Source organism: Staphylococcus sp. HMSC059F04 (assembly GCF_001812565.1).
GTDB classification, from domain to species: domain Bacteria; phylum Bacillota; class Bacilli; order Staphylococcales; family Staphylococcaceae; genus Staphylococcus; species Staphylococcus lugdunensis.
Genome location: NZ_KV809478.1, coordinates 1062 through 27785 on the forward strand (window position 1 = coordinate 1062; position 26724 = coordinate 27785).

General features: G+C 35.4%; 23 protein-coding genes. 7 read left to right on the forward strand and 16 right to left on the reverse strand.

All coding sequences use genetic code 11. The annotated features are described in order from the left end of the window. The 4 genes from HMPREF2864_RS08770 to tadA form a co-directional block, all read right to left on the reverse strand. The coding region (locus HMPREF2864_RS08770) for a Rib/alpha-like domain-containing protein (protein ID WP_141752082.1) at window positions 1–3373 on the reverse strand (3373 nt) is incomplete at its 3' end. 255 nt (window positions 3374–3628) lie between these two features. Next, on the reverse strand, window positions 3629–4195 hold the full coding sequence (locus tag HMPREF2864_RS08775) for an NADPH-dependent FMN reductase (RefSeq protein ID WP_070545749.1): 567 nt from the start codon (window positions 4193–4195) through the stop codon (window positions 3629–3631). Between the two features lie 15 nt (window positions 4196–4210). Beyond that, entirely contained in the window at window positions 4211–5080 is an 870-nt protein-coding gene (locus HMPREF2864_RS08780) for a Cof-type HAD-IIB family hydrolase (RefSeq protein WP_002459915.1), read from the reverse strand. Window positions 5081–5203: 123 nt separating this feature from the next. Next, window positions 5204–5680, reverse strand: coding sequence for a tRNA adenosine(34) deaminase TadA (gene tadA / locus HMPREF2864_RS08785; protein WP_002459916.1), 477 nt, complete (start codon window positions 5678–5680; stop codon window positions 5204–5206). Window positions 5681–5743: 63 nt separating this feature from the next. On the opposite strand from tadA, the gene HMPREF2864_RS08790 reads away from it, so the two are divergent. Then, the gene (locus HMPREF2864_RS08790; RefSeq protein WP_002492985.1) at window positions 5744–6361 is read left to right on the forward strand and encodes a deoxynucleoside kinase; all 618 of its coding nucleotides are present in this window, start codon (window positions 5744–5746) and stop codon (window positions 6359–6361) included. Then, window positions 6354–7019 carry a deoxynucleoside kinase gene (locus tag HMPREF2864_RS08795; RefSeq protein ID WP_002459918.1) on the forward strand — a complete coding sequence of 222 codons (666 nt, stop codon included), beginning with the start codon at window positions 6354–6356 and terminating at the stop codon, window positions 7017–7019. Before HMPREF2864_RS08790 ends, HMPREF2864_RS08795 begins: the two co-directional genes overlap by 8 nt. Before the next feature lie 198 nt (window positions 7020–7217). Here HMPREF2864_RS08795 and HMPREF2864_RS08800 read toward each other — a convergent pair whose 3' ends face one another. Further along, window positions 7218–7910: an HAD family hydrolase gene (locus tag HMPREF2864_RS08800; protein ID WP_070545746.1), complete on the reverse strand. Its 693-nt coding sequence runs from the start codon at window positions 7908–7910 to the stop codon at window positions 7218–7220. 599 nt (window positions 7911–8509) lie between these two features. On the opposite strand from HMPREF2864_RS08800, the gene HMPREF2864_RS08805 reads away from it, so the two are divergent. The 3 genes from HMPREF2864_RS08805 (at window position 8510) to HMPREF2864_RS08815 (ending at window position 12112) form a co-directional block, all read left to right on the forward strand. Beyond that, a complete protein-coding gene (locus HMPREF2864_RS08805) occupies window positions 8510–9628 on the forward strand; it encodes an alanine dehydrogenase (protein WP_070545743.1) in 1119 nt (372 codons plus the stop codon). Window positions 9629–9723: 95 nt separating this feature from the next. Beyond that, complete coding sequence (gene tdcB, locus HMPREF2864_RS08810) at window positions 9724–10764, forward strand: bifunctional threonine ammonia-lyase/L-serine ammonia-lyase TdcB (RefSeq protein WP_002459921.1); 1041 nt, start codon at window positions 9724–9726, stop codon at window positions 10762–10764. A gap of 28 nt (window positions 10765–10792) precedes the next feature. Then, the gene (locus tag HMPREF2864_RS08815; RefSeq protein ID WP_002459922.1) at window positions 10793–12112 is read left to right on the forward strand and encodes an APC family permease; all 1320 of its coding nucleotides are present in this window, start codon (window positions 10793–10795) and stop codon (window positions 12110–12112) included. An 813-nt stretch (window positions 12113–12925) separates the two neighbouring features. Here the strand turns inward: HMPREF2864_RS08815 and HMPREF2864_RS08820 are convergent. Both HMPREF2864_RS08820 and HMPREF2864_RS08825 read right to left on the reverse strand, forming a co-directional pair. Continuing rightward, window positions 12926–14002 carry a branched-chain amino acid aminotransferase gene (locus tag HMPREF2864_RS08820; RefSeq protein ID WP_070545740.1) on the reverse strand — a complete coding sequence of 359 codons (1077 nt, stop codon included), beginning with the start codon at window positions 14000–14002 and terminating at the stop codon, window positions 12926–12928. Window positions 14003–14223: 221 nt separating this feature from the next. Next, entirely contained in the window at window positions 14224–15177 is a 954-nt protein-coding gene (locus HMPREF2864_RS08825) for an NAD-dependent epimerase/dehydratase family protein (protein ID WP_070545735.1), read from the reverse strand. A 699-nt stretch (window positions 15178–15876) separates the two neighbouring features. Between HMPREF2864_RS08825 and HMPREF2864_RS08830 the strand changes: the two genes are divergently transcribed. Then, complete coding sequence (locus tag HMPREF2864_RS08830; protein WP_070545732.1) at window positions 15877–16500, forward strand: LysE/ArgO family amino acid transporter; 624 nt, start codon at window positions 15877–15879, stop codon at window positions 16498–16500. Window positions 16501–16550: 50 nt separating this feature from the next. On the opposite strand, the gene HMPREF2864_RS08835 is transcribed toward HMPREF2864_RS08830, so the two are convergent. The 4 genes from HMPREF2864_RS08835 to HMPREF2864_RS08850 form a co-directional block, all read right to left on the reverse strand. After that, window positions 16551–16970, reverse strand: coding sequence for an NUDIX hydrolase (locus HMPREF2864_RS08835; RefSeq protein ID WP_070545729.1), 420 nt, complete (start codon window positions 16968–16970; stop codon window positions 16551–16553). A gap of 10 nt (window positions 16971–16980) precedes the next feature. After that, window positions 16981–17487, reverse strand: coding sequence for a GNAT family N-acetyltransferase (locus HMPREF2864_RS08840; protein WP_002459927.1), 507 nt, complete (start codon window positions 17485–17487; stop codon window positions 16981–16983). A 118-nt stretch (window positions 17488–17605) separates the two neighbouring features. Further along, entirely contained in the window at window positions 17606–18568 is a 963-nt protein-coding gene (locus HMPREF2864_RS08845; RefSeq protein ID WP_002459928.1) for an ornithine cyclodeaminase family protein, read from the reverse strand. A 102-nt stretch (window positions 18569–18670) separates the two neighbouring features. Then, window positions 18671–19861: a glycine C-acetyltransferase gene (locus tag HMPREF2864_RS08850; protein WP_070545726.1), complete on the reverse strand. Its 1191-nt coding sequence runs from the start codon at window positions 19859–19861 to the stop codon at window positions 18671–18673. Between the two features lie 569 nt (window positions 19862–20430). Between HMPREF2864_RS08850 and HMPREF2864_RS08855 the strand changes: the two genes are divergently transcribed. Further along, window positions 20431–21597, forward strand: coding sequence for a M20 family metallopeptidase (locus tag HMPREF2864_RS08855; RefSeq protein WP_002479460.1), 1167 nt, complete (start codon window positions 20431–20433; stop codon window positions 21595–21597). Window positions 21598–21711: 114 nt separating this feature from the next. Here the strand turns inward: HMPREF2864_RS08855 and tuf are convergent, their stop codons facing one another. The 5 genes from tuf to HMPREF2864_RS08880 all read right to left on the reverse strand — a co-directional run bounded on the left by tuf (window position 21712) and on the right by HMPREF2864_RS08880 (window position 26620). Further along, window positions 21712–22896, reverse strand: coding sequence for an elongation factor Tu (gene tuf / locus HMPREF2864_RS08860; protein WP_002459931.1), 1185 nt, complete (start codon window positions 22894–22896; stop codon window positions 21712–21714). A 218-nt stretch (window positions 22897–23114) separates the two neighbouring features. Next, complete coding sequence (fusA, locus tag HMPREF2864_RS08865; RefSeq protein ID WP_002479461.1) at window positions 23115–25196, reverse strand: elongation factor G; 2082 nt, start codon at window positions 25194–25196, stop codon at window positions 23115–23117. A 119-nt stretch (window positions 25197–25315) separates the two neighbouring features. Continuing rightward, window positions 25316–25786: a 30S ribosomal protein S7 gene (rpsG, locus tag HMPREF2864_RS08870; protein ID WP_001137495.1), complete on the reverse strand. Its 471-nt coding sequence runs from the start codon at window positions 25784–25786 to the stop codon at window positions 25316–25318. A gap of 70 nt (window positions 25787–25856) precedes the next feature. After that, the gene (gene rpsL / locus HMPREF2864_RS08875) at window positions 25857–26270 is read right to left on the reverse strand and encodes a 30S ribosomal protein S12 (protein ID WP_002459933.1); all 414 of its coding nucleotides are present in this window, start codon (window positions 26268–26270) and stop codon (window positions 25857–25859) included. Window positions 26271–26359: 89 nt separating this feature from the next. Next, the gene (locus tag HMPREF2864_RS08880) at window positions 26360–26620 is read right to left on the reverse strand and encodes a ribosomal L7Ae/L30e/S12e/Gadd45 family protein (protein ID WP_002479463.1); all 261 of its coding nucleotides are present in this window, start codon (window positions 26618–26620) and stop codon (window positions 26360–26362) included. Window positions 26621–26724: the final 104 nt, after the last annotated feature.

A 26724-nucleotide genomic window follows, 5' to 3' on the forward strand; every position in this document is an offset into this window, starting at 1 on the left:
TTACTGTTGGTGTGCCTTTTGAGCTTGGATAATCTGGCACGATTACTGCTTTAGTTACATCATCCGCTGTTGTTGGTGTACCAAAGTCTTTTGTGATTGGTGTTACTTTTGGTTCGTGTCTACTGCTATCTGGATCACCAACATTAACAGGAACATTCACATGATCTTTCGAGCCATCTGGATATGTCACTGTCACTGGTACATTGTGTGTACCTGGGGTTTGACCATTTGGTATTTTACTTTGGTCATCAATTGTGACTTCTGGTGTACCTTTTGAACTTGGGTAATCTGGTACTGTTACTGCTTTTTTAACTTCGTCCCCTGTTGTTGGCGTACCAAATGGTTTGTTTATTGGTTTAGTAGATGGTTCATATGCATCTTTTAAAGGGTTTCCTGTTACAACAGTAACTGTTGTTTTATCTTTTGAACCGTCTGGGTACGTTACAGTTACTGGAATAACTACTGTACCTGGTGTTTGACCATTTGGTATTTGATTTGGATTATCTACTGTTATTGTTGGTGTACCAACACTTGTAGGATAACCCGGCACTTTAACTGAATTTTTAACTTCATCTGCTGTTGTCGGCGTACCATAATCATGATTAATTTGACCAGGCGTTGGTTCATATTTTTCTTTGTCTTGACGTTGATATTTAACTAATACTTCTGTTGAGATTGTAGAGGCATTAACACTTACTGCTGCCACTGAAGGTGTCGTTGTTTCATGATAACCTTGTTCAGTTAACTCATTTGCTTTTGGTGAAGTTTGTTCAGGCCAAGTTGTAGCTTCTGAATTTTCTGGAACCCAAGCATTCTCAGCTGATGTCGTATCAATTGTGCCATTGCCGTCTTCATCATAGCCAACAATGCGACCATTTACTACGTTAACAATTGGTGTGCGCGTAAATTTAACTGTTTGAATAACTGGTGCATGTAACACTTTACTTGTATTTTCAGCATCTACATATTTAATTGTTCGAGTGACTGATTTTGTTAATGATGCTAAATCTGTATAACGTGGCCAAACGATACTAGGGTTATTTGGGTCAATCGGTTGACCTGGATGACCAGGATTTTCTGGTGTTACAGATACATATGCATTAGTGTACTTATAAACTACACGTGTCGGTGTTTCTGCGATTTGACCTGTTGCATTTGAAGGTGCATCAGTAGGAACTTTACTTAATACATAAAGGATACCGTCTTTTTCAATCGTATTTGGCACTTTATCACTTGGAACTGTGTATTGATTACCTACGATGTTAGTTAATTGAGCAGAACCATCACGAATGACTTCATCAGCTTTTAGTTTTTCATTTGAGTCTTTAATTTCATAACCTACTGATACTGTACCGAATTTTGCATTCGCATATTGTGCTACAACGTTCACTGGAGAATGTTCGATTGTACCAGAAGTTCTTGTGTTTTGATAATAATTACTTTTTGTTAAATATTGGTTAAACACATAATATTTACCATCTTTTTTAATAAGATAAGGTGGCGTAATATCTGTGACTTTTTTATTTGAACCGTTTGTAGTCGTAATTGTTGCATGACTATTATCTGGATTACCAACTTGAGCTTCATTAAAGTTTGGTTGTGGATTATGTGTATTAAACTCATCCACAGATGCTAAACCATGTTCAACAGCTGGATCAGCTGAAATTAATAGGTTGCCACTGCCGTCAATATATCTTGATGTAACATCATAGAATGCAAGACTAGCTCCAGTATTAAGTTTAGTACGATCACCAACTACATTCCAGTTTACTCCTGCAGTTGTAGTGTATGTGTCTGTCAATCTTTGTCCATCTTTTGTAACTTCAAATGTTGCTCCCTGCTCACTAATTGAAGATTTGTCAGGGCTTAAATAGTTCAACGTTGTGCTGTTAACTTTTCGTTCTACACCCATATTTTTAAGTAGAAAAACATATACCTTGTTTGGATCTAACTGACCAGAAACAAGTTTAAATACTAACTTATTAGGTTGAACACTTTCTACACGAACTTTAGCAATTCGTGATGGATCCTCTTTAGGTGCTTTTAATACAACATCATTTTCATTGGCTACTGAATTGGAAGCATTGCTTGCTACCTCTACAATCATAACGCCTGTTTCATTAAAATCTCCAACCTTTTCAAATGAGTTCATACCTGTATCTGGTAATGTCACTGTAAACGTTGTATTTGTTGTAAATGTTTTACCATTAGTATTTAAACGTAAATTTTCCCATTTACTTTTAACGGTGCCATCTTTGTCAATGTTAATGTCACCACTAGTATCTATAACAGCTTTGTTTAAATTAACTGGTGCCGGTGAAATTGCTTGTCCGACCACTGTATAATCTTTAGATGCTATCACTTGATCATTAACTAAAATTGCACCTGTCACTCTTTTATCTTTAGTTACTTCTGGGAATCGTAATCCATCTTTATTACTAAATGAAAAGTGTAGATTTTTTAATTTTTCTACTTCTTTTGTAAATTTATAAACCCCTTCTAAAAATGTACCTCTACTTTGTAAATGCCAAGAGCGTTTTTCGTCGATTGTACCTGGGTTACGTTGAGAGAAGAATGGTATTTGATTCGTATTAGGGTTGTTATATAAGCTTTTGTATGAATCACGGATTGCAAAAGTAGTGCCATCATCTGCTTTTAATTCTTTAGGTAAACGTGTATCTTCACCTAATTCTTTAATACCTATTTTAAATGTGTCGCCTTCATGAAAAGCGCCTTCTTTAAAATTAAGCGTATAGTCATAGCTGATACCAGTTGTCGTATTGACACGGTCGTCAACATTTACATGTCCACTAGCTGTAATTTTTCCACCATCAATAGACACCGTATTTCCTCCATCACGGAAGCTACTTGTGCCATATCCTGGAATTGCTTGTCCATTACGTGGATCGTGTTTACCGGTATTAGCGATAGCGTTAGTTCCTTTTTGTGGTTCTGTATTATTCGCTTTGTATCCACGTGTTTCTTTTTTGTCTTGCGTTGTTACTTTATCGCTTACAACTTTGTCTTCTTTCGGTGCGGCTGTTGGTGTTATTGCTTCTTTATCAGTAACAGCTTTAGCAGTGTTTGGCGCTTTAGCAGTGTTTGGCGCTTCAGAAGTTTTCACTTCATTTTGTTGTGTACTTGCTACTGGTGTTGCTTTAGCTGTGTCTGATTTAGCTACATTAGCAACATGTTCAGCTTGTTGAGCTTTATCAGCACCATGTACTTCAGCTGCTTTAGCAACGCCTGCCGTACCAAAGATTAATAAAGATGCTACGGTCACACTCGCTGCACCTAATTTGAATTTACGAATTGAGTATTTATTTTGTTTTATCGGACTCAAACCTAAATTCTTGTTTGATTTGGACTTCATTGATGATCACTCCTTGTTGTTTAAGTCTAAAAGTCACTCTATTAATTATATTATCACCTAAATATATGCCAAACAATACATAATAGAATATTTTTATTTAATTTTTAATTAATATAGTATACTGTTGTTAACCAATCTATATAAAACTGTTCAAGTCTTCTAAAACAACCATTCCAATATAAAAACACACCCCTAAAAATTAGAAATTAAATCTAACTTTTGGGGTGCGTATCAAAACTGAAATGTTTTGTCTTATTATTTTAAATGTTCGTATGGGCTATTGTTAGCAAATGATACAATTTGATCAACAAATAATTTAGCACGTAATTGGAATTCATCATCTTGTAAATAGTATGTACCATCAGCTGCTGTTCCATAATCATGATCGTGTGTTGCAATTTGTGTTGGCACTGCAATACCTAGTAAACTGCGTACAATTAAACGTAGATGAGATAATGGTTCTGACGTTAAAATGCCACCACTATTGCCTATTAATCCAATTGGCTTCATTTTGAAGTGATCCATATTCAAGAAATCTAACGCGTTTTTTAAAATACCAGAATAGGAACCATGATACGTTGGTGTGCCTAGAATCATAAAATCTGCTACCATAGCTTTTTCTTGTAACACTTTAGCATTTTCTTTGATTGTGTTAGCAGCTTGTGTTGTTCCTGAAAAGTCTAATTGATGTAATGGCTTTTCTGCTAAATCAAAGATTTCGCATTCTACCTGGTGATTATCAAAAAGCTGTTGTAAGTATTTTGCCAGTGCATTCGTATGAGAATTGACACGTGCACTACCCACAATAATTAATCCTTTCATTCTAAAAAACACTCCTTATTTATTTTCGCTTTGCAATAATTTCATTATGGCTTTACCTACACCACTTTGTTCATTGGTGTCTGTTACATATACTGCCGCATCTTTCACTGCTTGTGTGGCATTAGCCATCGCTACTGGATACCCTACACGTTCTAGCATTGACATGTCATTTAAATTATCACCAATTGCCATAACATCTGCTAAATCTATACGTAACTGTTCAGCAATCGTTTCTAATGCGATACCTTTTTGTGCATCAGAGTGCGTAATTTCTAAATTGCCTCTTGCTGATGATGAAACTGCTAAATTTGGTGATTGTGCTAATAATTGTTCTATCTTAGTTAATTTTTCTAGGTCTGGATTAAATGCTAATATTTTCATAATAATCTCGCCTGGAATTTCTTCGATATCATCATAATTTTTAACAATGTTAAGCGTACCATTATCGATGCGTTTTTGAATTCCCGCTCTAATCTTATCGATATCACCTTGTTGACCCGCATGCTTAGCTATATCCATGTATATTTCTAAATCTTTATCTGGATTTTCTGTATAAATCCCTCTATTGGTGTAGATTTGATAATACGTATCGTGATCTTTTAACACATTCTGAATGCGCTGTGTTAACTCATGATTAAGATGGGATGTATGCAAAATGTTAAATGTCTCATCTCGTACTTCTGCACCATTTAAACAAATAAATGGTACACATAAATCGGTTTCCGCAATTGGTGTACTTGCCTCATAGAAAGCTCGGCCTGTAGCAATCACCACAGTTACACCTTGTTGTTGCGCATATTTAATTGCTTTAATATTTTCTTCAGAAACTTCATGAGCAGCATTTAGTAGTGTGCCATCCATGTCTGTAGCTATTAACTTTATCATTCATTAACCTCATTTCATTTTTTGTAGTTAAGTTAATTTATGTTTTATATACTATAAAATGATGTCCAAAAATTGTAAGTATCTCTTACCCTTCTTATTCTAACAAACTTCACACACTTTGTATTATGACTTGAATTGTCTTCTCTTTTTTTCTCTAAGCCGTTGAAAAAATGATCGCAACAATTGACCACATTCTTGTTCAAGTACACCTGTTTTGACAATAGCTTGATGATTAAATTGTGGTTGTTCTAATAAATTCATCAAACTACCACTACAGCCGCCTTTAGGATCAATCGCACCGTAGACTACTCGAGGTATACGACTCATCACAATCGCACCTGCACACATCACGCATGGTTCTAAAGTGACATAGAGCGTGCACGCTTCTAAACGCCAACTACCTAATACTTCCGAGGCGCGTTCAATTGCAATATGTTCTGCATGTGCAGTAGGCTGTTGTGAGGTTTCACGTAAGTTATGTGCACGTGCAATCACTTGTGTGTCTTTAACTATCACGGCGCCAATGGGAACTTCTCCAATAGCCTCAGCTTTTCGAGCCTCTGCTATAGCTATTTTCATGTAATATTCATCGTTTCTCATATGTCTGCTACCTCACTTATGATACAATATTCAATATCTATTTTAACATTTGGAGAAGTGATTATGAACAAACCTTTTATTGCGATTGAGGGGCCAATCGGCGTTGGTAAATCGTCTTTGGCTCATCAATTAAGCCAAACACTTGATTATTATGAAGAAAAAGAAATCGTTGATGAAAATCCATTTTTATCAGATTTCTATGAAGATATTAGTAAGTGGAGCTTTCAAACTGAAATGTTCTTCTTATGTAACCGATATAAACAATTAAATGATCTTAAAACATTACAACATGGTGTTGTCAGTGATTATCATATTTATAAAAATAAAATCTTTGCCCGTAATACGCTCAACGCTAGTGAATTCGATAAATTTGAACGTATTTACGACATTATTACTGAAGATTTAGTATTACCCAATATGATTATCTTTCTTGATGCTGAGCTAAGTGTATTGAAACAACGAATTGCGCAAAGACAACGCAGCTTTGAATCTCATATAGAAGATGATTACTTATTGACATTGCAACAAGAATACCACCACTTTTATGAAACGCTAAAAGCACAGGGTGCTCGCGTTATTCAAATTGATACGACACATATCGATTTTGTACATAACCCTGAAGATTATGCTGATATATTAACTCAAATTAAACCTTTGCTAGGAGAATTGACAAATGACTAAGACACTTATTCCTCGAGACGCTGTTATAACAATTGCTGGTACAGTGGGTGTTGGTAAATCCACACTGACACGGGCACTAGCAGATAAACTCAATTTTAAAACGTCCTTTGAAAATGTCGACCAAAATCCGTATCTTGATAAATTTTATGATGACTTTGAACGTTGGAGTTTTCACCTACAAATCTATTTTTTAGCTGAACGCTTTAAAGAACAAAAACGCATGTTTGAATATGGCGGTGGGTTTATACAAGACCGCTCTATTTATGAAGATGTTGATATCTTCGCTAAAATGCATCAAGAACAAGGAACAATGAGTCCTGAAGATTTCCAAACTTATTCCGAACTATTTAATGCCATGGTCATGACACCTTATTTTCCTAAACCAGACGTTTTAATTTATTTAGAGTGTAACTATGACGAAGTCATTGAACGCATTAAACAACGTGGACGTGATATGGAAATCAACACAGAACCTGATTATTGGAAAAAATTATTTAAACGTTATGAAGATTGGATTAATAATTTCAATGCTTGTCCTGTAATCCGAGTCAATATTAATGACTATGATATTCATGAAAATCCAGATTCATTAAATCCTATTATTGAAAAAATTGCACATGTTATTCAAACGCATCGTCAAGTAGATACTAGACATTGAACGAATTAAGCAAACAAAGTGAACAGCCTGGGATAAAATTCCTAGAAAAATAGGGAGCAGAACTACGAATTCGTAGTCCCGTCCTGGCAAGATTGACTAGGATTGAAAATAGCTTGGTATCAGCGTATTTTCAATCCAGTCAACCTACCACCAATATAAAGTTCATAGCCTAAAACATAATGATGCCACAAATTTTCTTTATTGATGTTTTTCTATAATATCAAAAACTTGTGATGCATCCTCCACAATTACATCTGCGTTAGTTAATTCTTCTCGTGTAGCTATGCCAGATAACACACCAATTGCTAAGCCCAAATGTGCATTGGTAGCAGTCTTCATATCATTATTTGTGTCTCCTATGATTGTAACCGCTTCTGGTTTCACATCAAAAGCTTCAAATAACGGTGCTAACACTTTTGGGTCTGGTTTTTCTGCTGCATGCGTTTCCGTAGAAATAACTAAATCAAACAGTTCACTTGAGTTTGTCTCTTCTAAAAACTGAAGTGTTCCCTTTTTCGTATCACTCGTTACAATACCAATTTTATACCCTTTAACACGCAACTGCTGAATTGTCTCATAAACACCAGTAATCCAGTTATGTTCAGGTTGACGTTCATCTATTAAACTTTGGCTTGCCGTACGTGTCCATTTAGAAACATCTTGTCCAGCAAGATCACCAAATGCCGTTATGATTTCATCTAATGAACCTGAACCCATAACCGAACTGGGAACAATAGCATCATCTATAATACCCAATTGACGATGCGCTGTTTCTTTATTTGCTACTGGGAAAGTTTCTAAAAACTGATCCACCAATCGCAATCCAATTTTTTCCCAACTTTTATCAAATTCAATTAACGTACCATCTTTATCAAATAATATCCATTCCATATAATGAGACACGCTCCCAATATGTTATTTATCTAAGTTTATGTCTATTGTAATATAAATATGAGGCTCACAACAAAAATATGCTATTTTATTAAGTTACAAAATCTTTGGACTTCCTCGTAATCATCTTAACTATTCAACGCTGTAAAAATTCAACCTAGTCAACCATCTCTTTATGAATCACGATACCCTTTTGTATTGTAGGAATCCCTCTATTCCATGTAACGATTTAGCTACCTTTTTATCATTCTCACCTTTTTACAAAATTTCCGAATTTTACTTAATTAAAAAATAAATCTAATTGAAATAGTTATAAAATAAAAAACATCATATCACTTCGGATTACTTTTTATTTCATCTCAAAAAATTCTAAGTTCAAATTTATTTTTAGTTTAAAATTACAATTAATCTCAAAATATCAAAGATTCATAATTTTCTTATTTAAAAGAATTTTCACGAACTAAAATGTATTTATACCTATGTGTATCAAGGAATCGGGCATGTTTAATGTAAAATTACTATATATGAAAGCGTTTGACAAATGGTGCTCTCGCGATGTATATTTTTTGTGAAAAAAATCACAAAGGAGCGTTTTAATAGTGAAAATTGGAATTGTAAAAGAACTTAAACCCGGAGAAGGTCGTGTCGCTTGTACACCAGAAAATGCTGAAAAATTAGTAAAAGCTGGTAATCAAGTGATGGTTGAGCATGATGCAGGTGTAGGCTCAGGCTTTTATGATGATGCATATGAAGCTGCTGGTGCAACAATCGTTACGCATGAAGAATGTTGGACAGCAGACTTGATTGTCAAAGTTAAAGAACCTGATGCAAAAGAATTTAAATTTTTCAAAGAAGGACAAGTCATCTGGGGCTTCCAACATCTTGCATCATCTAAAGAAACGGTAGAGGCTATGCAAAAAGCAGGTGTCACAGCTATTGGTGGCGAAACAATAGAAAAAGATGGTGCTGCACCTTTACTTGCACCTATGAGCGCAATTGCTGGTCGCCGTTCTATGTTAATGGGTGCTTATTATTTAGAAGCTCAACATCAAGGTAAAGGTATTCTCATTTCTGGTATAGATGCAATTTCAGGTATTCCATCAGGTAGAGTTGTTATTTTCGGTGGAGGATCAGCTGCAGTAAACGCTGCTACAATCGCTTTAGGACTACAAGCAGAAGTTACAATTATCGAGCTTAAAGACGAAAGAATTGAATGGTTAGAACAACATTTCAAAGATGATAAAGTTACCGTTGTTAAATCAACACAAGAAAATTTAGCTGAACATATTAAAACAGCTGATGTCTTTATTTCAACAATCTTATTACCTGGTCAAAAACCACCAAAATTAGTTACTCGTGACATGGTTAAATCAATGAAAACCGGTTCAGTATTAATCGATATCGCTATTGACCAAGGTGGTACGGTTGAAGGTATTCACCCAACAACAATTAGTGATCCTGTTTATGTAGAAGACGGCGTTGTTCATTATGCCGTGCCAAACCAACCAGGCGCTGTTCCACGTACATCTACTATGGTGCTAGCTGCTGGTAATATTGACTACTTAATGGCAATTAGTCAAAAAGGTATCGACCAAGCAATTAAAGATGATGCCGTATTAGCAACAGGCGTTAACATTTATCGTGGTCATGTAACTAACCAAGGACTTGCAACTTCTCATGATATGACTTATGAAGAACTATCTTCTGTTTTAAAATAAAATACTTTAGCACTTAGTTAACACATTGTATTTAAATCATAGTTCCAAAATATAATTTTACAAAAATATAACTTAAATTAAAGGATGTTTTATCTATGACGATGAATAGTGAAGTAATAAAAACAGCAGGTTACTGTGATATACGTACCATTCAAGAAGCTAAAATGAAATTAAAAGGTATTGCTCGACAAACTCCTCTTATACAATCTATGTATTTAAGTAATAATACAACTGGTGGTAACGTTTATTTAAAACTAGAAAATATGCAATTTACAGGTTCTTTTAAATATAGAGGTGCTGCTAATAAAGTTATGCATCTTACTGATGAAGAAAAAGCTAAAGGTATCATTACAGCATCAGCAGGAAACCATGCGCAAGGTTTAGCTTTAACAGGGAAATTACTTGGCGTTGATGTTACAGTTATTATGCCAGAAGAAGCACCTATTTCTAAACAAGAGGCTACACGTGGTTATGGTGCCAAAGTTATTTTAAAAGGTGAAACCTTTAATGACTCTCGATTATATATGGAAGAGTTGGCAAAAGAAAAAGGAATGACAATCGTACATCCTTATAACGATCCAGAAGTTATGGCTGGTCAAGGTACGATTGGCTTAGAAATCTTAGATGCGATTTGGGATGTTGATACCGTGATTGTTCCAGTTGGTGGCGGCGGTCTTATTTCTGGTGTCGCAACTGCTTTAAAATCATTTAATTCATCTATCCATATTATTGGTGTACAATCCGAAAATGTTCATGGTATGGCTGAATCAATTAAACAAGGTGAAATCGTTTCACAATATAATGATCATACAATCGCTGATGGCACAGAAGTTGCTATTCCAGGTGATAAAACATTTGAAATAACAAAAGAATTAGTAGATGAATTTATTTTAGTTTCTGAAGAAGAAATTTCTAATGCGATGAAAACACTTATGCAACGAACCAAAATTATTACTGAAGGTGCTGGTGCATTACCAACAGCCGCATTACTTAGTGGAAAAATAGACCCTCGCTGGGTTAAAGATAAAAATGTTGTTGCCCTAGTTTCTGGTGGTAACGTTGACTTAAGTCGTGTATCAAATATTATTGATCACTTATTAAAACCTGCAGATACTAGTAAAGGTGTCGTTGGCTAGTTCAATCCCGTAAATTGGAGGTCGCACCATGAATACAAACTCAACAGATTTAAAGAAAAATATTGGTTTTTTTGCAGCACTTTCTCTTGTTATGGGATCTGTAATTGGATCAGGTGTATTTTTTAAAGTATCCAATGTAACAGAAGTAACAGGCTCAACAAGTATGGCTATGCTTGTATGGTTCTTAGGTGGTCTCATGACCATTTGTGCGGGACTAACAGGTGCTGAATTGGCTGCGGCTATCCCAGAAACGGGAGGCCTCACCAAATATATTGAATATACCTATGGTGATTTTTGGGGCTTTTTATCCGGGTGGGCTCAAGCCTTTATTTACTTCCCAGCCAATATCGCAGCACTAGCGATTGTCTTTGGGACACAACTGATTAATTTGTTTCATTTAAGTCCAGCTTGGATTATTCCCATTGCCTTTCTTAGTGCTGTATCAATATTAGCATTTAACTGCATGGGTTCTAAAGTCGGTGGTATTCTACAATCCGTAACTTTAGTAATCAAACTTATTCCTATTGCCGTTATCGTAGTATTCGGCTGGTTCAATAGCAGCAATGTAGACTTCTCATTGTTCCCTATAGAAAACGGCACGCATTCAGGTTTCTTCACAGCACTTGGTAGTGGATTGCTAGCAACGATGTTTGCATATGATGGCTGGATTCACGTAGGAAATATTGCAGGAGAACTTAAAAATCCACGCAAAGATTTACCTGGCGCTATCGCAATAGGTATAGGTTGTATTATGCTAGTATATTTATTAATAAATGCTGCATTTTTAATGACATTACCTATTTCTCATATTGCCGGTAACTTAAATGCTGCCAGTGATGCTTCTAACCTATTGTTTGGACCAATTGGCGGTAAACTGGTTACCATTGGTATTTTAATATCAGTCTATGGAACAATGAATGGTTATACTATGACAGGCATGCGTATTCCATACGCAATGGCGCAAAATAATCGCTTGCCATTTAAACGTCTATTCTCAAGCTTAACACCTACAAAAGCACCATGGTTTGGTGGCATGATACAAGTAATCATTGCTACAGTAATGATTTTACTTGGCGCTTTTGATACGATTACAAATATGCTGATATTCGTTATATGGTCATTTTATTGTATGGCATTTATAGCCGTATTCTTGTTACGACGTCGAGAACCAGAGTTGCCCCGTCCGTACAAAGTGCCATTGTATCCATTTATTCCTGGTATCGCGCTTATTGCCGGTATATTCGTTCTAGTTAATACCTTAATTACACAACCGATACTAGCGTTTATTGGGATAGCTATTACGTTAGCAGGTACCCCAATATATCTTTATACTAAAAAAACAACTTAGTAGTTGTAGCTAGTATTATAGAAATTAAATATTTATTTATGTAATGGCAACAAATATATTGATACAAATCGAGAACACTCTCCAAACCATGTTATGGATGAGTGTTCTCTCGTTTTATAACTTTAAAATATTACTACACAGTCTACGTATTTTATTATTTAAATAAAATAATTAACCATTGTTTAACTTCATAGTTTATAAAAAATCAAAGAGCTTGTTCCCTTTTTGGGAAACAAGCTCTTTAATTAGTGTACTAAACCAAGACGCATCATTTGAGGCTCAGTATACTTAAGGAGTTTTTTCGTTGGTTATCTTCTAGGTTCACCGTTGACAAGAATACTACGTAAGAAATCAATAACTTTAGTTATGAAACCAAATAAATCATTCATTTTGCTCACCTCAATATATTATTGTCACTTTTATTTTAATCTCTTCTAAAATCTTTTTGGTTAATTTTTCCTACACAACCACTCTATATACCAAGCTGTAATTATGATTCAATAATGACACAAAAAAGTATGCGTTGTTGATAAAAAACATTCAGTACCTAAGTATGAATGACATTGTTTTTCTAATCAAAGCTATAATTTAATAAAAATGTTAAATCTTCTCTTTTTATTTCAAGAAATTTAAAGCAGGTTGAACATAAATCCTAAAATACTTGATACTTAAAAGCATTGAGCTTTGTCTTAATGACACTTCATATGAATAATGAAGGGAGCGAGAATACGAATTCATAATGAATTCTATCCCGCTCCCTCTTCAACTTGTCAGAGACATTGATGTCCCATCCTGTTTAATTCTAATAACCTATTAATATTTAGGAACAACCACACGCCAACCGTGTTTATCTTCCAATTTACCACTTTGAATGCCTGTGTAAGTATCGTATAATTTTTTAGTAATTTCTCCTGGTTCGTTATTGTTAATTACAATTTCACGGTCTTCATAACGTAATGTTCCTACTGGTGAAATGACTGCTGCTGTACCTGAACCAAACACTTCAGTTAAAGCACCTTTATCGTATGCTTCAAATAATTCATCAACGGATACTTTACGTTCTTCAACTTCATAGCCTAATTCTTTAGCTAATTCGATGATTGATTTGCGTGTAATACCAGGTAAGATACTACCATTTAATGCTGGCGTAACTACTTTTCCGTTTTCAACGAAGAAGATGTTCATACTACCTACTTCTTCAACATATTTTTGTTCAACACCATCTAACCACAATACTTGATCATAACCTAGCTTATTCGCATTACTTTGTGCGAGTAAACTTGCAGCATAGTTTCCTGCTACTTTAGCAAATCCAACACCACCGCGTACGGCACGTACATATTCATCTTCGACATAAATCTTTGTTGATTTCAATGTGTCTCCACCATAATATGCACCTGATGGTAATAAAATAATTAATAATTTATATTGGTGTGATGGGCGCACACCAAGGATACCTTCCGTTGCAAAAACAAATGGTCGAATATATAATGATTGACCTTCTCCTTCTGGTACCCAGTCGCGTTCTACATCAACTAATTGTTTTAATCCCTCTAATAATACATCTTCATCAATTTTCGGCATCTCTAAACGTGCTAAAGAATCGTTAATACGTTTAAAATTTTGGTCTGGACGGAATAAGACAACCTCATCATTCGTTTTATATGCTTTTAACCCTTCAAAAACGGCTTGTCCATAATGTAAACCTTGTGCGGCTGGTGATACTTCTAATGGTGCATACGGTACGATTTTTAAATCATGCCAACCTTTATCGGTATCATAGTCATAACTGAGCATGTAATCTGTGAAATATTGTCCAAATCCTAAACCAGCAGTATCTGGTTTTTCTTTAAGTGCTTGACGTTCTACAAATTTTACTTTTTCTGACATGAATATTGCCTCCTAAAAATTTCCGTTATCAATAATTATATGTAATTATAGCAATCTCAACGGCGTCTTTCAATAAAATTTTCTAAAAATTCAAAATATATCAGAATATTAACCGTTATTTAACAAGCATAACAAAACTCTTACCCCTTAAGCATTTTTCAAGCTTATGAGGTAAGAGTTATCCTATTTTTTATTGATATGCATCGTGTTTGAAGATATATTTATGCTTTATCTTTCGCTTCAATTGCTCGAAGCATAATCTTAGTCATCTTAGGTAAATCATATTGAGGATTAAAGCCCCATTCATTGCGTGAACAACTTGTATCAATACTGTCAGGCCAAGTATCCGCAATGCCTTGACGATCTGGATCCACTTCATAATCTAAAACAAAATTTGGATAGTATTGTTGAATCGCTTCTTTGAGCATTTCTGGTTCAAAGCTCATTGCACTAAGATTATAACCATTGCGTGTTACTAAATTTTCACTATCTGCTTCCATTAGTTTGATGATAGCATCAATCGCGTCATCCATAAACATCATATCCATATATGTGTCTTTAGCTATATAGCTAGTGTAACGCCCTTCACGAACAGCTTTAAAGTATATTTCAACAGCATAATCAGTCGTGCCGCCCCCTGGTTCTTTAACATAAGATATAAGCCCTGGAAATCTGACACTACGTGTATCTACACCAAACTTTTCATAGTAATATTGGCATAATAATTCTCCAGCTACTTTATTCACACCATACATCGTTGTTGGTCGTTGGATGGTCACTTGTGGCGTATTTACTTTTGGTGTTGAGCTACCAAAAGCACCTATTGAACTTGGCGTAAAGAAGTGCAAGTCATATTCTCTTGCTGCTTCTAGCGCATTCATAAGTCCACCCATATTTAATTCCCATGCTAATAACGGTTTTTTCTCAGCAGTCGCTGATAATAAAGCAGCCATATGCATCAATGAATCTGCTTCAAAATCCTTAACAATCTCAAACATACGATCCTTATCAGTCACATCTAAAATTTCAAAAGGACCATCTTTCACAGGTGAATCTGCTTCAGGCTCTCTAATATCAGTAGCTAAAACATTGTCTGTGCCATAAATTTCTCTGCATTTACCTACTAATTCCGTACCAATTTGTCCTAAAGCACCCGTAATCATTATTCTTTTCATAAAAATATACGCTCCCTTTGTTTTTGCTAAAAGTATTTTTGTCCTTACTATATGTACATTACCTGTATTTACACAAATATTATAATATAAAAACGCTTACATGTATATACACAAAGTACATTTTTACTAACTAATTTTAAAATATTAGCTTTTTAATTCATCAAACATTCAATTTATTATAAATATGATTGTTATTAAGTGATATTTCGATACTCATTAAACATTCGAAACTAGGTTCTTTTCATTCAATAATGAATCCTGATATAAAAATTCACAGTAATTACATATTGTTTTTTGATTTACATTGTGCTAAATTAAAATTTATAAATAAAAGGCAGTCCTAGTTTTACTTCATTGCCTTGCGATTTTACAGTTCATTGTAAAACTATTTATAAACTTTTGACGCCGGGTAGAAAACAGGGACAATAATATGTATGTTTTCTACCCAACAATAGCAATTGGGAATATGCTGCACTTTTAAGTGTACGCTATTCCTTGATGTCTATTGCATTATCTTTATTAATTAGCAATTACTTAATCCACTAATTTTTAGCTATCATAATCTTCTAAATCTAAACTCATTTATTGCGACTGACTCATTTTTAAGCGCATAAGATGTCAGGCGTTTCCGACAATGTCTTTACCACTTATTGAACTTATAATATGCTGAGTAAATTCTTGAAAGGACGTGTTACTCACATGTTTCAAGCAATCTCCCATGGCTTTTTATTAGCATTAGGCTTAATTTTACCTTTAGGCGCACAGAATGTCTTTGTGTTTAATCAAGGCGCTAATCATAAGCATTTCATAAGCACACTGCCTGTCATTATCACAGCAGGATTGTGTGATAGCGTGTTAATATTGCTAGCCGTTCTAGGCGTATCACTTATCTTAATCTCACTGCCTATGTTACAACTCGTCATTTTTCTTGTTGGCTTCATTTTTTTATTATATATCGCTAGGTCATTGTGGCGTGAACAACCGGCTGATTTAAAATCACAACCTCCTATGTCTGCTAAGAAGCAAATTAGTTTTACTTTATCAGTATCATTACTTAATCCACATGCTATTATAGATACTATTGGAGTCATTGGTACAAGTTCAACATTATATCAAGGTCTAGACAAATGGTGGTTTACATTTGCAACAATAAGTGTTTCTTGGTTTTGGTTTATTTTATTAGCAATTATTGGTAAAGTCATCGGTCATCTCGATAAAACAGGTAAATATATCACCCTGTTAAATAAGATTTCAAGTCTCATTATTTTAATTGTTGCCTGTATTATTGTTAAAAATATGATTCAGTTAATCATAAAGATATAAAAAAGATGATAAATGGCCTATTGAGACAGACCTTCTATCATCCTTTATTTTTACGATACATAACCTTCATAATCGTAAGTTGCTCTATTTTTCAACAGTTCTGCTAAACTTTGTTGATAATAAATTAATTTCTCATCCGCTTCTCTTATCGTCATCCAACGTACTGTGGATATTTCATTTGGCACCTGGATTTGAGTCTCAAATGACGTAACCGTTACACGAAACATAAAGAATAGTGTGTGGACATCCATGGATCGTGACTTGCCCTCATTAATACTTAATATATCACCAATTTGTCCTTCCAAACCTGTTTCTTCCATAATTTCTCTCTTTACAGCCTCTACTAACGTTTCTTCCGGCTCAACTTTACCTCCAGGCAATGACCAACCTCCACCGTCTGTGTTATGTACAAGTAAGACTTGTCCATCTTCATTTTGAATTAATGCATATACAACTTTTAATTCTTTCATATTTTAACCTTCAATCATTCGGAATTTCAAAACGGCTGACTAACTGCCCATTTTTCTTAATATAAGGTGCTATTTCATAGCCAGCACAATGCTTTATAACTGCTTGAGACGCATAATTTTTAGGATTGCACGTCATTAAAACTTTATCAACATTCAATTCTTTCAATATTTTCTTCGCTTCTTTGAGCATATATAAAGCGATGCCTTGACCTCTCTGAGATTTCACTACACCATAACCTACATGACCGCCTATATTGGTCAAACGTTGATTTAACTGATGTCGAATATCTACCGCACCAACAATTTCATCATTTTTAAAACAAAATAGTGTTGTTGTAGGAACCCAATCCTTATGTACACCTTTGTTATTCAATTCCTCAACCATATGTTTAAAGGAAGTGTAGTTGGCTAAATCAGTATTGTTAGGCACAATCGGTTCATTGTTATGATACCACGCTTCTACATAATGTCTTAAAGCAACTTCATCTTTGTTGCGTAATGGTCTCAGTTCTAACATACAAAATATCTCTCTTTCATTAATTTAATTGCCGTTATTAGCTTTAGTTTAGACTAACAATCTTCACGTTTGGTGTTGTGTTAATTTATTTTTATTGAAGCACTTGTTTCAACATATTTTATGATTTATTGCTGTTTTTTAGTGCTTTCTTATAAAAATAATGTGCAACGACAATATCGACAATTGCTAATCCAACTGATTTAAATAGCGTTACTTCTTTATTGTCTTCACGTCCTGGAATGTTTCCCGCTACAATATCACCTAACTCTCCATACAGTGAGTTTACTGTAATTAAACCTTCATCTTGTGGTACTTTTAAATCCCCTGTCTCTTCCATGGCTGCTTCAACCGATTCTACAACAATTTTATTAGCAACTAACATTGATTCTGATGGTAATTCTTGCATATCTGGCTTAAATGAACCTACCGCATTTAAATGCACTCCAGGCTTTAGCGAACGAGAATAAACTGGGTAACTAGAATTCGTAGCAGTTACAATAATGTCGGCTTTTTCCATAGCATCATCGGCCACATTAAAAACTTTTGTTGTAACGTGATAATTTTTAGCAACAGTATCTGCGAATTGATTGACTTTTTCTTTAGTACGACTTGAAAAATGAACAGTATCTATTTTTCTCACTGCCATAACTGCAGCCACTAATCCTTGTGCTTGGTCCCCTGCACCTATCACGCATAATGTTTTAGCTTCTTTACGTGCTAAGTATTTAGTTGCAACACCAGAAATAGCACCTGTGCGAATTTTGGTTAAATAATTCCCATCTAACACAGCTAGTGTTTCTCCAGTCTCATAGTCACTTAATAATACAGAACCAGTAATTGTTTTTTTACCTTTTTCAGGATTTTCTGGTGCAAATGTTACAGTTTTGATACCAACAATTTTTAACTCATCTGAAAGCGCAGGCATAACCAAATATTTATTTTCATTATTAAATGGTAATACATAGCGTAATGGTGTTTCTGTCTTTCCCTCTGAAAAAGCTTTCAGTGCATGAGCAACTTCATCGATCACTTCTTTCATATTCAATAATTGCTGTTGATCTTGTTCATTTATAACTAACATTCCCAGACCTCCATACAAGTGTGTTTACGCATTTCAGTTTAGCATTTCACTCCATAAAAAACATCCACTAGCTTTGTAGCCAGTGGATAATGATAGTTTACACTATTCGATTGTGCCTAATGCTTTACCTACTTTTTCATAAGCCGCAATTGCTTTATCTAACATTTCTTTCGTATGCGCTGCAGTAGGCATATTTCTTACTCGACCAGTGCCACGTGGTACTGTTGGAAAGACGATTGATTTTACATATATACCTTCGTCTTTTAAGCGTTTACTAAATTCTTGAGTTTCTTTTTCATCTCCAATAATAACCGGAGTAATTGGTGTCTCTGATTCACCTGTATTAAAGCCGAGTTTTGCTAATCCGTCTTTTAGATATCGTGCATTATCCCAGAGTTTGTCATGCAACTCAGTAGAAGCCATTAATTTTTTTACAGCTTCTGTAATAGCTTTCGTATCACCAGGGGCTAATGATGTAGAGAATAAAAATGGTCTAGATTGTGCCTTTAACCAATCTATTAACGCTTTCGTACCTGCTACGTAACCACCAACAACACCAATGGCCTTAGAAAGTGTACCGATTTGGAAATCAATCTTATCTTGTAAACCAAAATGTTTAACGGTTCCAGCACCATTACCCATAACTCCTGAACCATGTGCATCATCCACATAAGTGATTAAACCAAACTCTTCAGCAATTTCTACAATTTCAGGTAACTTGGCAACATCACCATCCATGCTAAATACGCCATCAGTAATATACATTACTTTATTATATTTACCAGATTCAACAGCCTCTTTAGCTTTAGCTCTTAAGTCATCCATATCTGAGTGATTTACACGAATGATTTTAGCTTTAGATAATCGGCAACCATCAATAATTGAAGCATGGTTTAATTCATCTGATAAAATCGCGTCATTTTTGTTCATGACTGCCGAAATTGCAGCCATATTGCAATTAAACCCAGATTGATATGCGATGGCTGCTTCAGTTCCTTTAAACTGCGCTAATGTTTCTTCTAACTCATCATGTAAGTCTAATGTACCATTAATTGAGCGTACAGCACCTGCGCCTACACCATGTGAATCGATTGCCGATTTAGCTGCCGTTTTTAAATCTCCGTTAGTAGCCAGTCCTAAGTAATTATTTGAAGATAGGTTAATATACGTTTTACCATTAATAGTAATTTCAGGACCATTGGCACCTTCGATTGAATCGATTTCATTATATAAACCGTTGTCTTTTAAATATTGAATATTTTCTTCTAAAAAGTTGTGTAATGATTGAACCACAAATATGTCCCCCTTGTATTCGAATTTCACATTTATCATACCTTATTTTAATCGCTCATGAAAGCCTTATCATTATTGCAGTATGATTATTTTTTCATTTATTAAATCAATCCCTCAGTTTGGGATATAACTGTAACGAATTAAAATAGCACTGTCAAAGTATTTCTTTCGAGTGTTATTTCTAACTAAAGGGATTAAAACTGAAGTTTCTATTAATAGTTTATGATGCCTCATGTTATCGTTTTTATACATAAGGTAGCTCGTTCATTTTGTTTAGTAACATTGATTAAATGCTATAAAAGTGCCTTGTTTTTTTAAAGTATTTTAAATATGAAAACTCATATAAATACCCTGTATTTTAGTGAGACACTTAAGCGAATAGGACAAGCTGAAACTTCCCCTAAGCAAGCGAGTCAATCATACGGAATATTATTGTGAAATTTATGTCCAGCCTAATATAAAAATGGCATAATCAATTTTATAAATAAAAGATTTTTATTCACATCTATATCGCTCGTGCAGAGTCTGATATACTAAGAAATACGAACATAATGGAGGAAGTGAAACACGTGTTAGATTGGTTTCAATTAGCGAGTCATAAAGAAAATCGAATGATTCAAATGCGTCGCTATATGCATCAGTATCCCGAACCATCATTCGAAGAAACTTGGACTCATAATTATATTTTAAATCAACTTAGCCATCTTGACTGTGATATCGAAGCCCCAGTTGGCCGCAATGGTATTAAGGCGACTTTCAAAGGGAATGAAGAAGGCCCTACTATAGCCTTTCGCGCTGATTTCGATGCATTACCTGTAACAGAATTGAATGATGTGCCTTACAAATCGCGACATGAAGGCTTTATGCATGCTTGTGGTCATGATGGTCATACCGCTATTTTACTTGGTGTAGCAGAAATTATTCATGAGCATCGTCATTTGTTAAAAGGGAATGTCGTCTGCATATTCCAATATGGTGAAGAGATCATGCCTGGCGGTTCTCAAGAAATGATAGAAGATGGCTGTTTACAAGATGTTGATAAAATTTATGGCACACACTTATGGAGTGGTTATGAAACAGGCACGATTTATTCTAGACCCGGTGCAATCATGGCAAGCCCTGACGAATTCTCAGTTACCATAAAAGGCAGAGGTGGACACGGTGCAAAGCCACATGAAACGATAGATCCTATCGTTATTATGGCTGAATTTATATTAAGTGCACAAAAAATTATTTCTCGTACGATAGACCCTGTTAAAGAAGCTGTATTAACATTTGGTATGATTCAAGCTGGTTCATCTGATAGTGTTATTCCTGATAGTGCTTTCTGTAAAGGTACCGTGCGAACATTTGATACTGACATACAAGAGCACGTCGAAATGCGTATGGACAAACTACTACAGGGACTAGCTTTAGCCAATGATATTACTTATGATTTAGAATACATTAAAGGCTATTTACCAGTGCATAATCATCCACAAGCATATGCTCAAGTGAAACAAGCATCGAATGACTTGCACTTAAGATTTAACGAGTCTGATTTAATGATGATTGGAGAAGACTTTTCTCACTATTTAAAAGTGCGTCCAGGCGCCTTTTTCTTAACGGGATGTGGCAATGTAGATAAAGGAATAACAGCACCTCATCATAATCCACATTTTGATATTGATGAGTCCGCATTTAAGTATGCGGCTAGTGTCTTCTTAAAAATACTAGAATTAGAACATGTTTTTTAACTGAAAAAGCTACGCCATCAAAGATACAATCAAGTATCGTCATGGCGTAGCTTTTACTTATATAACAATTCTAAATCTAAAAAAGCCCCCTAAAGGGAGCTTTGAATAATTAAATTATTCCATGATTTCAGTTACAACGCCTGATCCTACAGTACGTCCACCTTCACGAATTGAGAAACGAGTTCCGTCTTCGATAGCGATTGGAGCGATTAATTCAACTGTCATTTCAACGTTGTCGCCAGGCATAACCATTTCTGTACCTTCTGGTAAGTTAACAACACCAGTTACGTCTGTAGTACGGAAATAGAATTGTGGGCGGTAGTTTGAGAAGAATGGTGTATGACGTCCACCTTCATCTTTAGATAAAACATATACGTCAGCTTTAAATTTAGTGTGAGGTGTAATTGAACCTGGAGCAGCTAATACTTGTCCACGTTGTACATCTTCACGAGCAACACCACGTAATAACGCACCGATGTTGTCACCAGCTTCAGCGTAGTCTAATAATTTACGGAACATTTCTACACCAGTAACAGTTGTTTTAGTAGTATCGTGGATACCAATAATTTCAACTTCTTCACCGACTTTGATTTGACCACGTTCAACACGGCCTGTAGCAACAGTACCACGACCAGTAATTGAGAATACGTCCTCAACTGGCATCATGAATGGTTTGTCAGAGTCACGTTCTGGAGTTGGAATGTAGTTATCAACTGCATCCATTAATTCTAAGATTTTAGCTTCGTATTTTTCGTCGCCTTCTAAAGCTTTTAATGCTGAACCAGCGATTACAGGCACATCGTCACCTGGGAAGTCATATTCAGTTAATAAATCACGAACTTCCATTTCTACTAATTCTAATAATTCTTCATCGTCAACCATGTCAACTTTGTTTAAGAATACTACTAATGCTGGCACACCAACGTTACGTGATAAAAGAATGTGTTCACGAGTTTGTGGCATTGGACCATCTGCAGCAGAAACTACTAAGATACCGCCGTCCATTTGAGCAGCACCAGTAATCATGTTTTTAACATAGTCAGCGTGTCCTGGGCAGTCAACGTGCGCATAGTGACGTTTATCAGTTTGATATTCGATGTGTGCAGTATTGATTGTAATACCACGTTCTTTTTCTTCTGGAGCATTGTCAATCATGTCGTATGATTGTGCTACAGTGTCACCATTTTTTGCTAATACAGTTGCAATTGCAGCTGTTAAAGTAGTTTTACCATGGTCAACGTGACCGATAGTACCAATATTGGCATGTTCTTTTGAGCGATCGAATTTTTCTTTTGCCATTATTAAATCTCTCCTCTTCTAGTTAAAAGTTATTTCAATATTATCTCTCATGACAGTTTCTCACCATCATGAGAATATAATAGATTGAGTTGCCTCAAAGAAATTCATAATTCCTTTATAATGCATTTTCTACAAAAAATCAATTGTAAAAGCGTGAGCAAAGCTGTTTTAACTCAAAGTGTATTTTAACCTAGTTAGCACGGTTAAAACAAGTTAAATTATTCGCCTTTGTTTTTCTTAATGATTTCTTCAGAAATTGATTTTGGAACTTCTGCATAGTGGTCAAAGTACATTGTGTAAGTACCGCGACCTTGTGTGTTAGAACGTAATGATGTTGCATAACCGAACATTTCTGAAAGCGGTACATAAGCGTTAACAACTTGTGCATTACCACGAGGTTCCATACCATCAACACGTCCACGACGAGCTGTTACGTCACCCATGATATCACCCATGTATTCTTCAGGCATTTCGATTGTAACTTTCATCATTGGTTCTAAGATAACTGGATCACATTTTTTAGCAGCTTCTTTAAGCGCTAATGATGCAGCAATTTTGAAGGCCATTTCTGATGAATCGACATCATGGTATGAACCATCAAATAATTTAGCTTTAACATCAATTAGTGGATAACCAGCTAAGACACCATTTTCCATAGCATCTTTTAGACCTGCTTCAACTGATGGAATGTATTCACGAGGAACTACACCACCAACGATTGCGTTTTCGAATTCGAAACCAGCGCCAGTTTCATTAGGTGTAAATTCAATGTGAACATCACCGTATTGACCACGTCCACCAGATTGACGAGAGAATTTACCTTGAACTTGTGCAGCTTTTTTGAATGTTTCACGGTAAGAAACCATCGGCGCACCTACATTACATTCAACGTTGAATTCTTTTTTCATACGGTCAACCAAGATGTCTAAGTGTAATTCACCCATACCACCAATGATAACTTGTCCAGTTTCATCATCGGTATGTGCATGGAATGTTGGGTCTTCTTCTTGTAATTTAACTAAAGCTGTTGTCATTTTATCTTGGTCAGCTTTAGATTTTGGTTCAACTGATAAGTGGATAACAGGTTCTGGGAATTCCATTGATTCCAAGATAATGTCATTTTTCTCACCACATAAAGTATCACCTGTACCTGTGTCTTTAAGACCTACCGCAGCAGCGATATCGCCTGAGTACACGGTACTAATTTCTTGACGTGAGTTTGCATGCATTTGTAATAAACGACCTACACGTTCACGTTTACCTTTTGTAGAGTTTTTCACGTATGAACCAGATGATAATGTACCTGAGTACACACGGAAGAATGTTAATTTACCAACATAAGGGTCAGTCATTACTTTGAAAGCCAATGCAGCAAATTCTGCATCATCGTCTGCTTTCGCGATAACTTCTTCGTCTGGATTTTCAGAACGGTGACCAATGATTGGTTTAACATCTAATGGTGATGGTAAATAGTCAATTACTGCATCTAGCATTAATTGAACACCTTTATTTTTGAAAGCTGTACCGCAAAGTACTGGGTAAAATTCTACATTTGTAGTAGCTTCACGAATCGCTTCTTTTAATTCAGGAACAGTAATTTCTTCGTCACCAAGATATTTTTCCATTAACTCATCGCTTGTTTCAGCAACGGCTTCAATTAATGTTGCACGTGCTTCTTCAGCTTTTTCTTTATGGCTATCTGGGATTTCGATTTCTTCAATTTCAGTACCTAAATCATTGTTGTATTTGAAACATTTCATTTCGACTAAGTCGATGATTGCTTCAAAGTCATCTTCAGCACCAATTGGTAATTGGATAGGTTGTGCATTTGCTTGTAAGCGATCATGTAATGTGCTTACAGAGTAGTCAAAGTTCGCACCTAATTTATCCATTTTGTTTACGAATACAATACGAGGTACGCCATAAGTTGTAGCTTGGCGCCATACTGTTTCAGTTTGTGGTTCTACACCTGATTGTGCATCAAGTACAGTAACAGCACCATCAAGTACACGTAAAGAACGTTCAACCTCAACAGTGAAGTCTACGTGTCCTGGTGTATCGATGATGTTAACACGGTGACCATTCCATTGCGCAGTTGTAGCAGCTGACGTAATAGTGATACCGCGATCTTGCTCTTGTTCCATCCAGTCCATTTGTGAAGCACCTTCATGTGTTTCACCAATTTTGTGGATACGACCTGTGTAATAAAGAATACGTTCAGTCGTAGTTGTTTTACCAGCATCAATGTGAGCCATGATACCGATGTTACGAGTATTTTTCAAAGAAAAGTCTCTTGCCATGTATTTTTTCTCCTTCCAGTATTTACTGAATAAGTACTTTAGATATGGCGATGCCCTAAGCATGTACCAGCACTGGTAAACCAATGGATTGGAGCACGCTCAGGGTAAAAGCTTTCATTTTACCAGCGGTAGTGCGCGAATGCTTTGTTCGCTTCAGCCATTTTGTGAGTATCCTCACGTTTCTTAACTGCACCACCTGTATTATTAGCTGCATCTAAAATTTCGTTAGCTAAACGATCTTCCATCGTTTTTTCACCACGAAGACGCGCATAGTTTACTAACCAACGTAAACCTAATGTTGTACGACGTTCTGGACGAACTTCAACTGGTACTTGATAGTTAGAACCACCTACACGACGAGCTTTAACTTCTAATACTGGCATAATATTATTGATTGCTTCTTCGAATACTTCTAATGCATCTCGACCGCTGCGTTGTTCAACTAAGTCGAAAGCAGAATAAAGAATTCTTTGTGCTGTTCCACGTTTACCGTCTAACATAATTTTGTTAATCAATTTCGTAACTAACTTAGAGTTATGAATTGGATCTGGTAATACGTCTCTTTTAGGTACTGATCCTTTACGAGGCATAATTAAAATCCTCCCTTCACATTATAGTATATTTTTAGTTTTCTCATTTAAAATTTACACAATCTTAAACTTAGTTTTTAGGTTTTTTAGTTCCGTATAATGAACGACCTTGTTTACGTCCATCAACACCTGAAGTATCAAGTGCACCACGTACAATATGGTAACGCACACCTGGTAAGTCTTTTACACGTCCACCACGAACAAGTACAACACTGTGTTCTTGTAAGTTGTGTCCGATACCAGGGATGTATGCGTTGATTTCAATGTTATTTGATAAACGCACACGTGCATATTTACGTAACGCTGAGTTAGGTTTCTTAGGAGTCATTGTTCCTACACGCGTACAAACACCACGTTTTTGAGGTGAATTTAAGTCAGTAAATTGTTTCTTTTTACTGTTGAAACCTCTATTTAAAGCTGGTGAATCTGATTTCTTAGATTTGCTTTGTCTTGGTTTACGTACTAATTGGTTAATAGTTGGCATTGAGTATGTCCTCCTCTCTTCACTTTTTAATCCCACACATCCAGGTGGTTCATTTTAAGGTTAAATAAAAGTTAGTAAGCAAATACTTACTAATTCTCATTCAATAATGCAACAATTGTCGCATTAACATTAATACCTACATATTTGCCAAGAGCTTGTTTACTCTCGAAATAATAAACAGGTATATTTGTGTGATTGACATAGCTAAACACGCGAGATAATAAAAATACTTCGACGTCTTTTGCAATAATCAATGCTGTAACTTGATCTTTCTTTAACGCCTTGAGCGTTTCTTTAAGACCAACTACAACGTGTTGTTTGTTAAAGCGTGCAACTTTTTCATTAGACATGAACATCCTCCAAAGTTCTGCTTGCATCAACCTTTACAATAATAACACTTAACTTTATTACAGTCAATATATAATAGCAAAATTGATTGAAAATCATAGTGTCA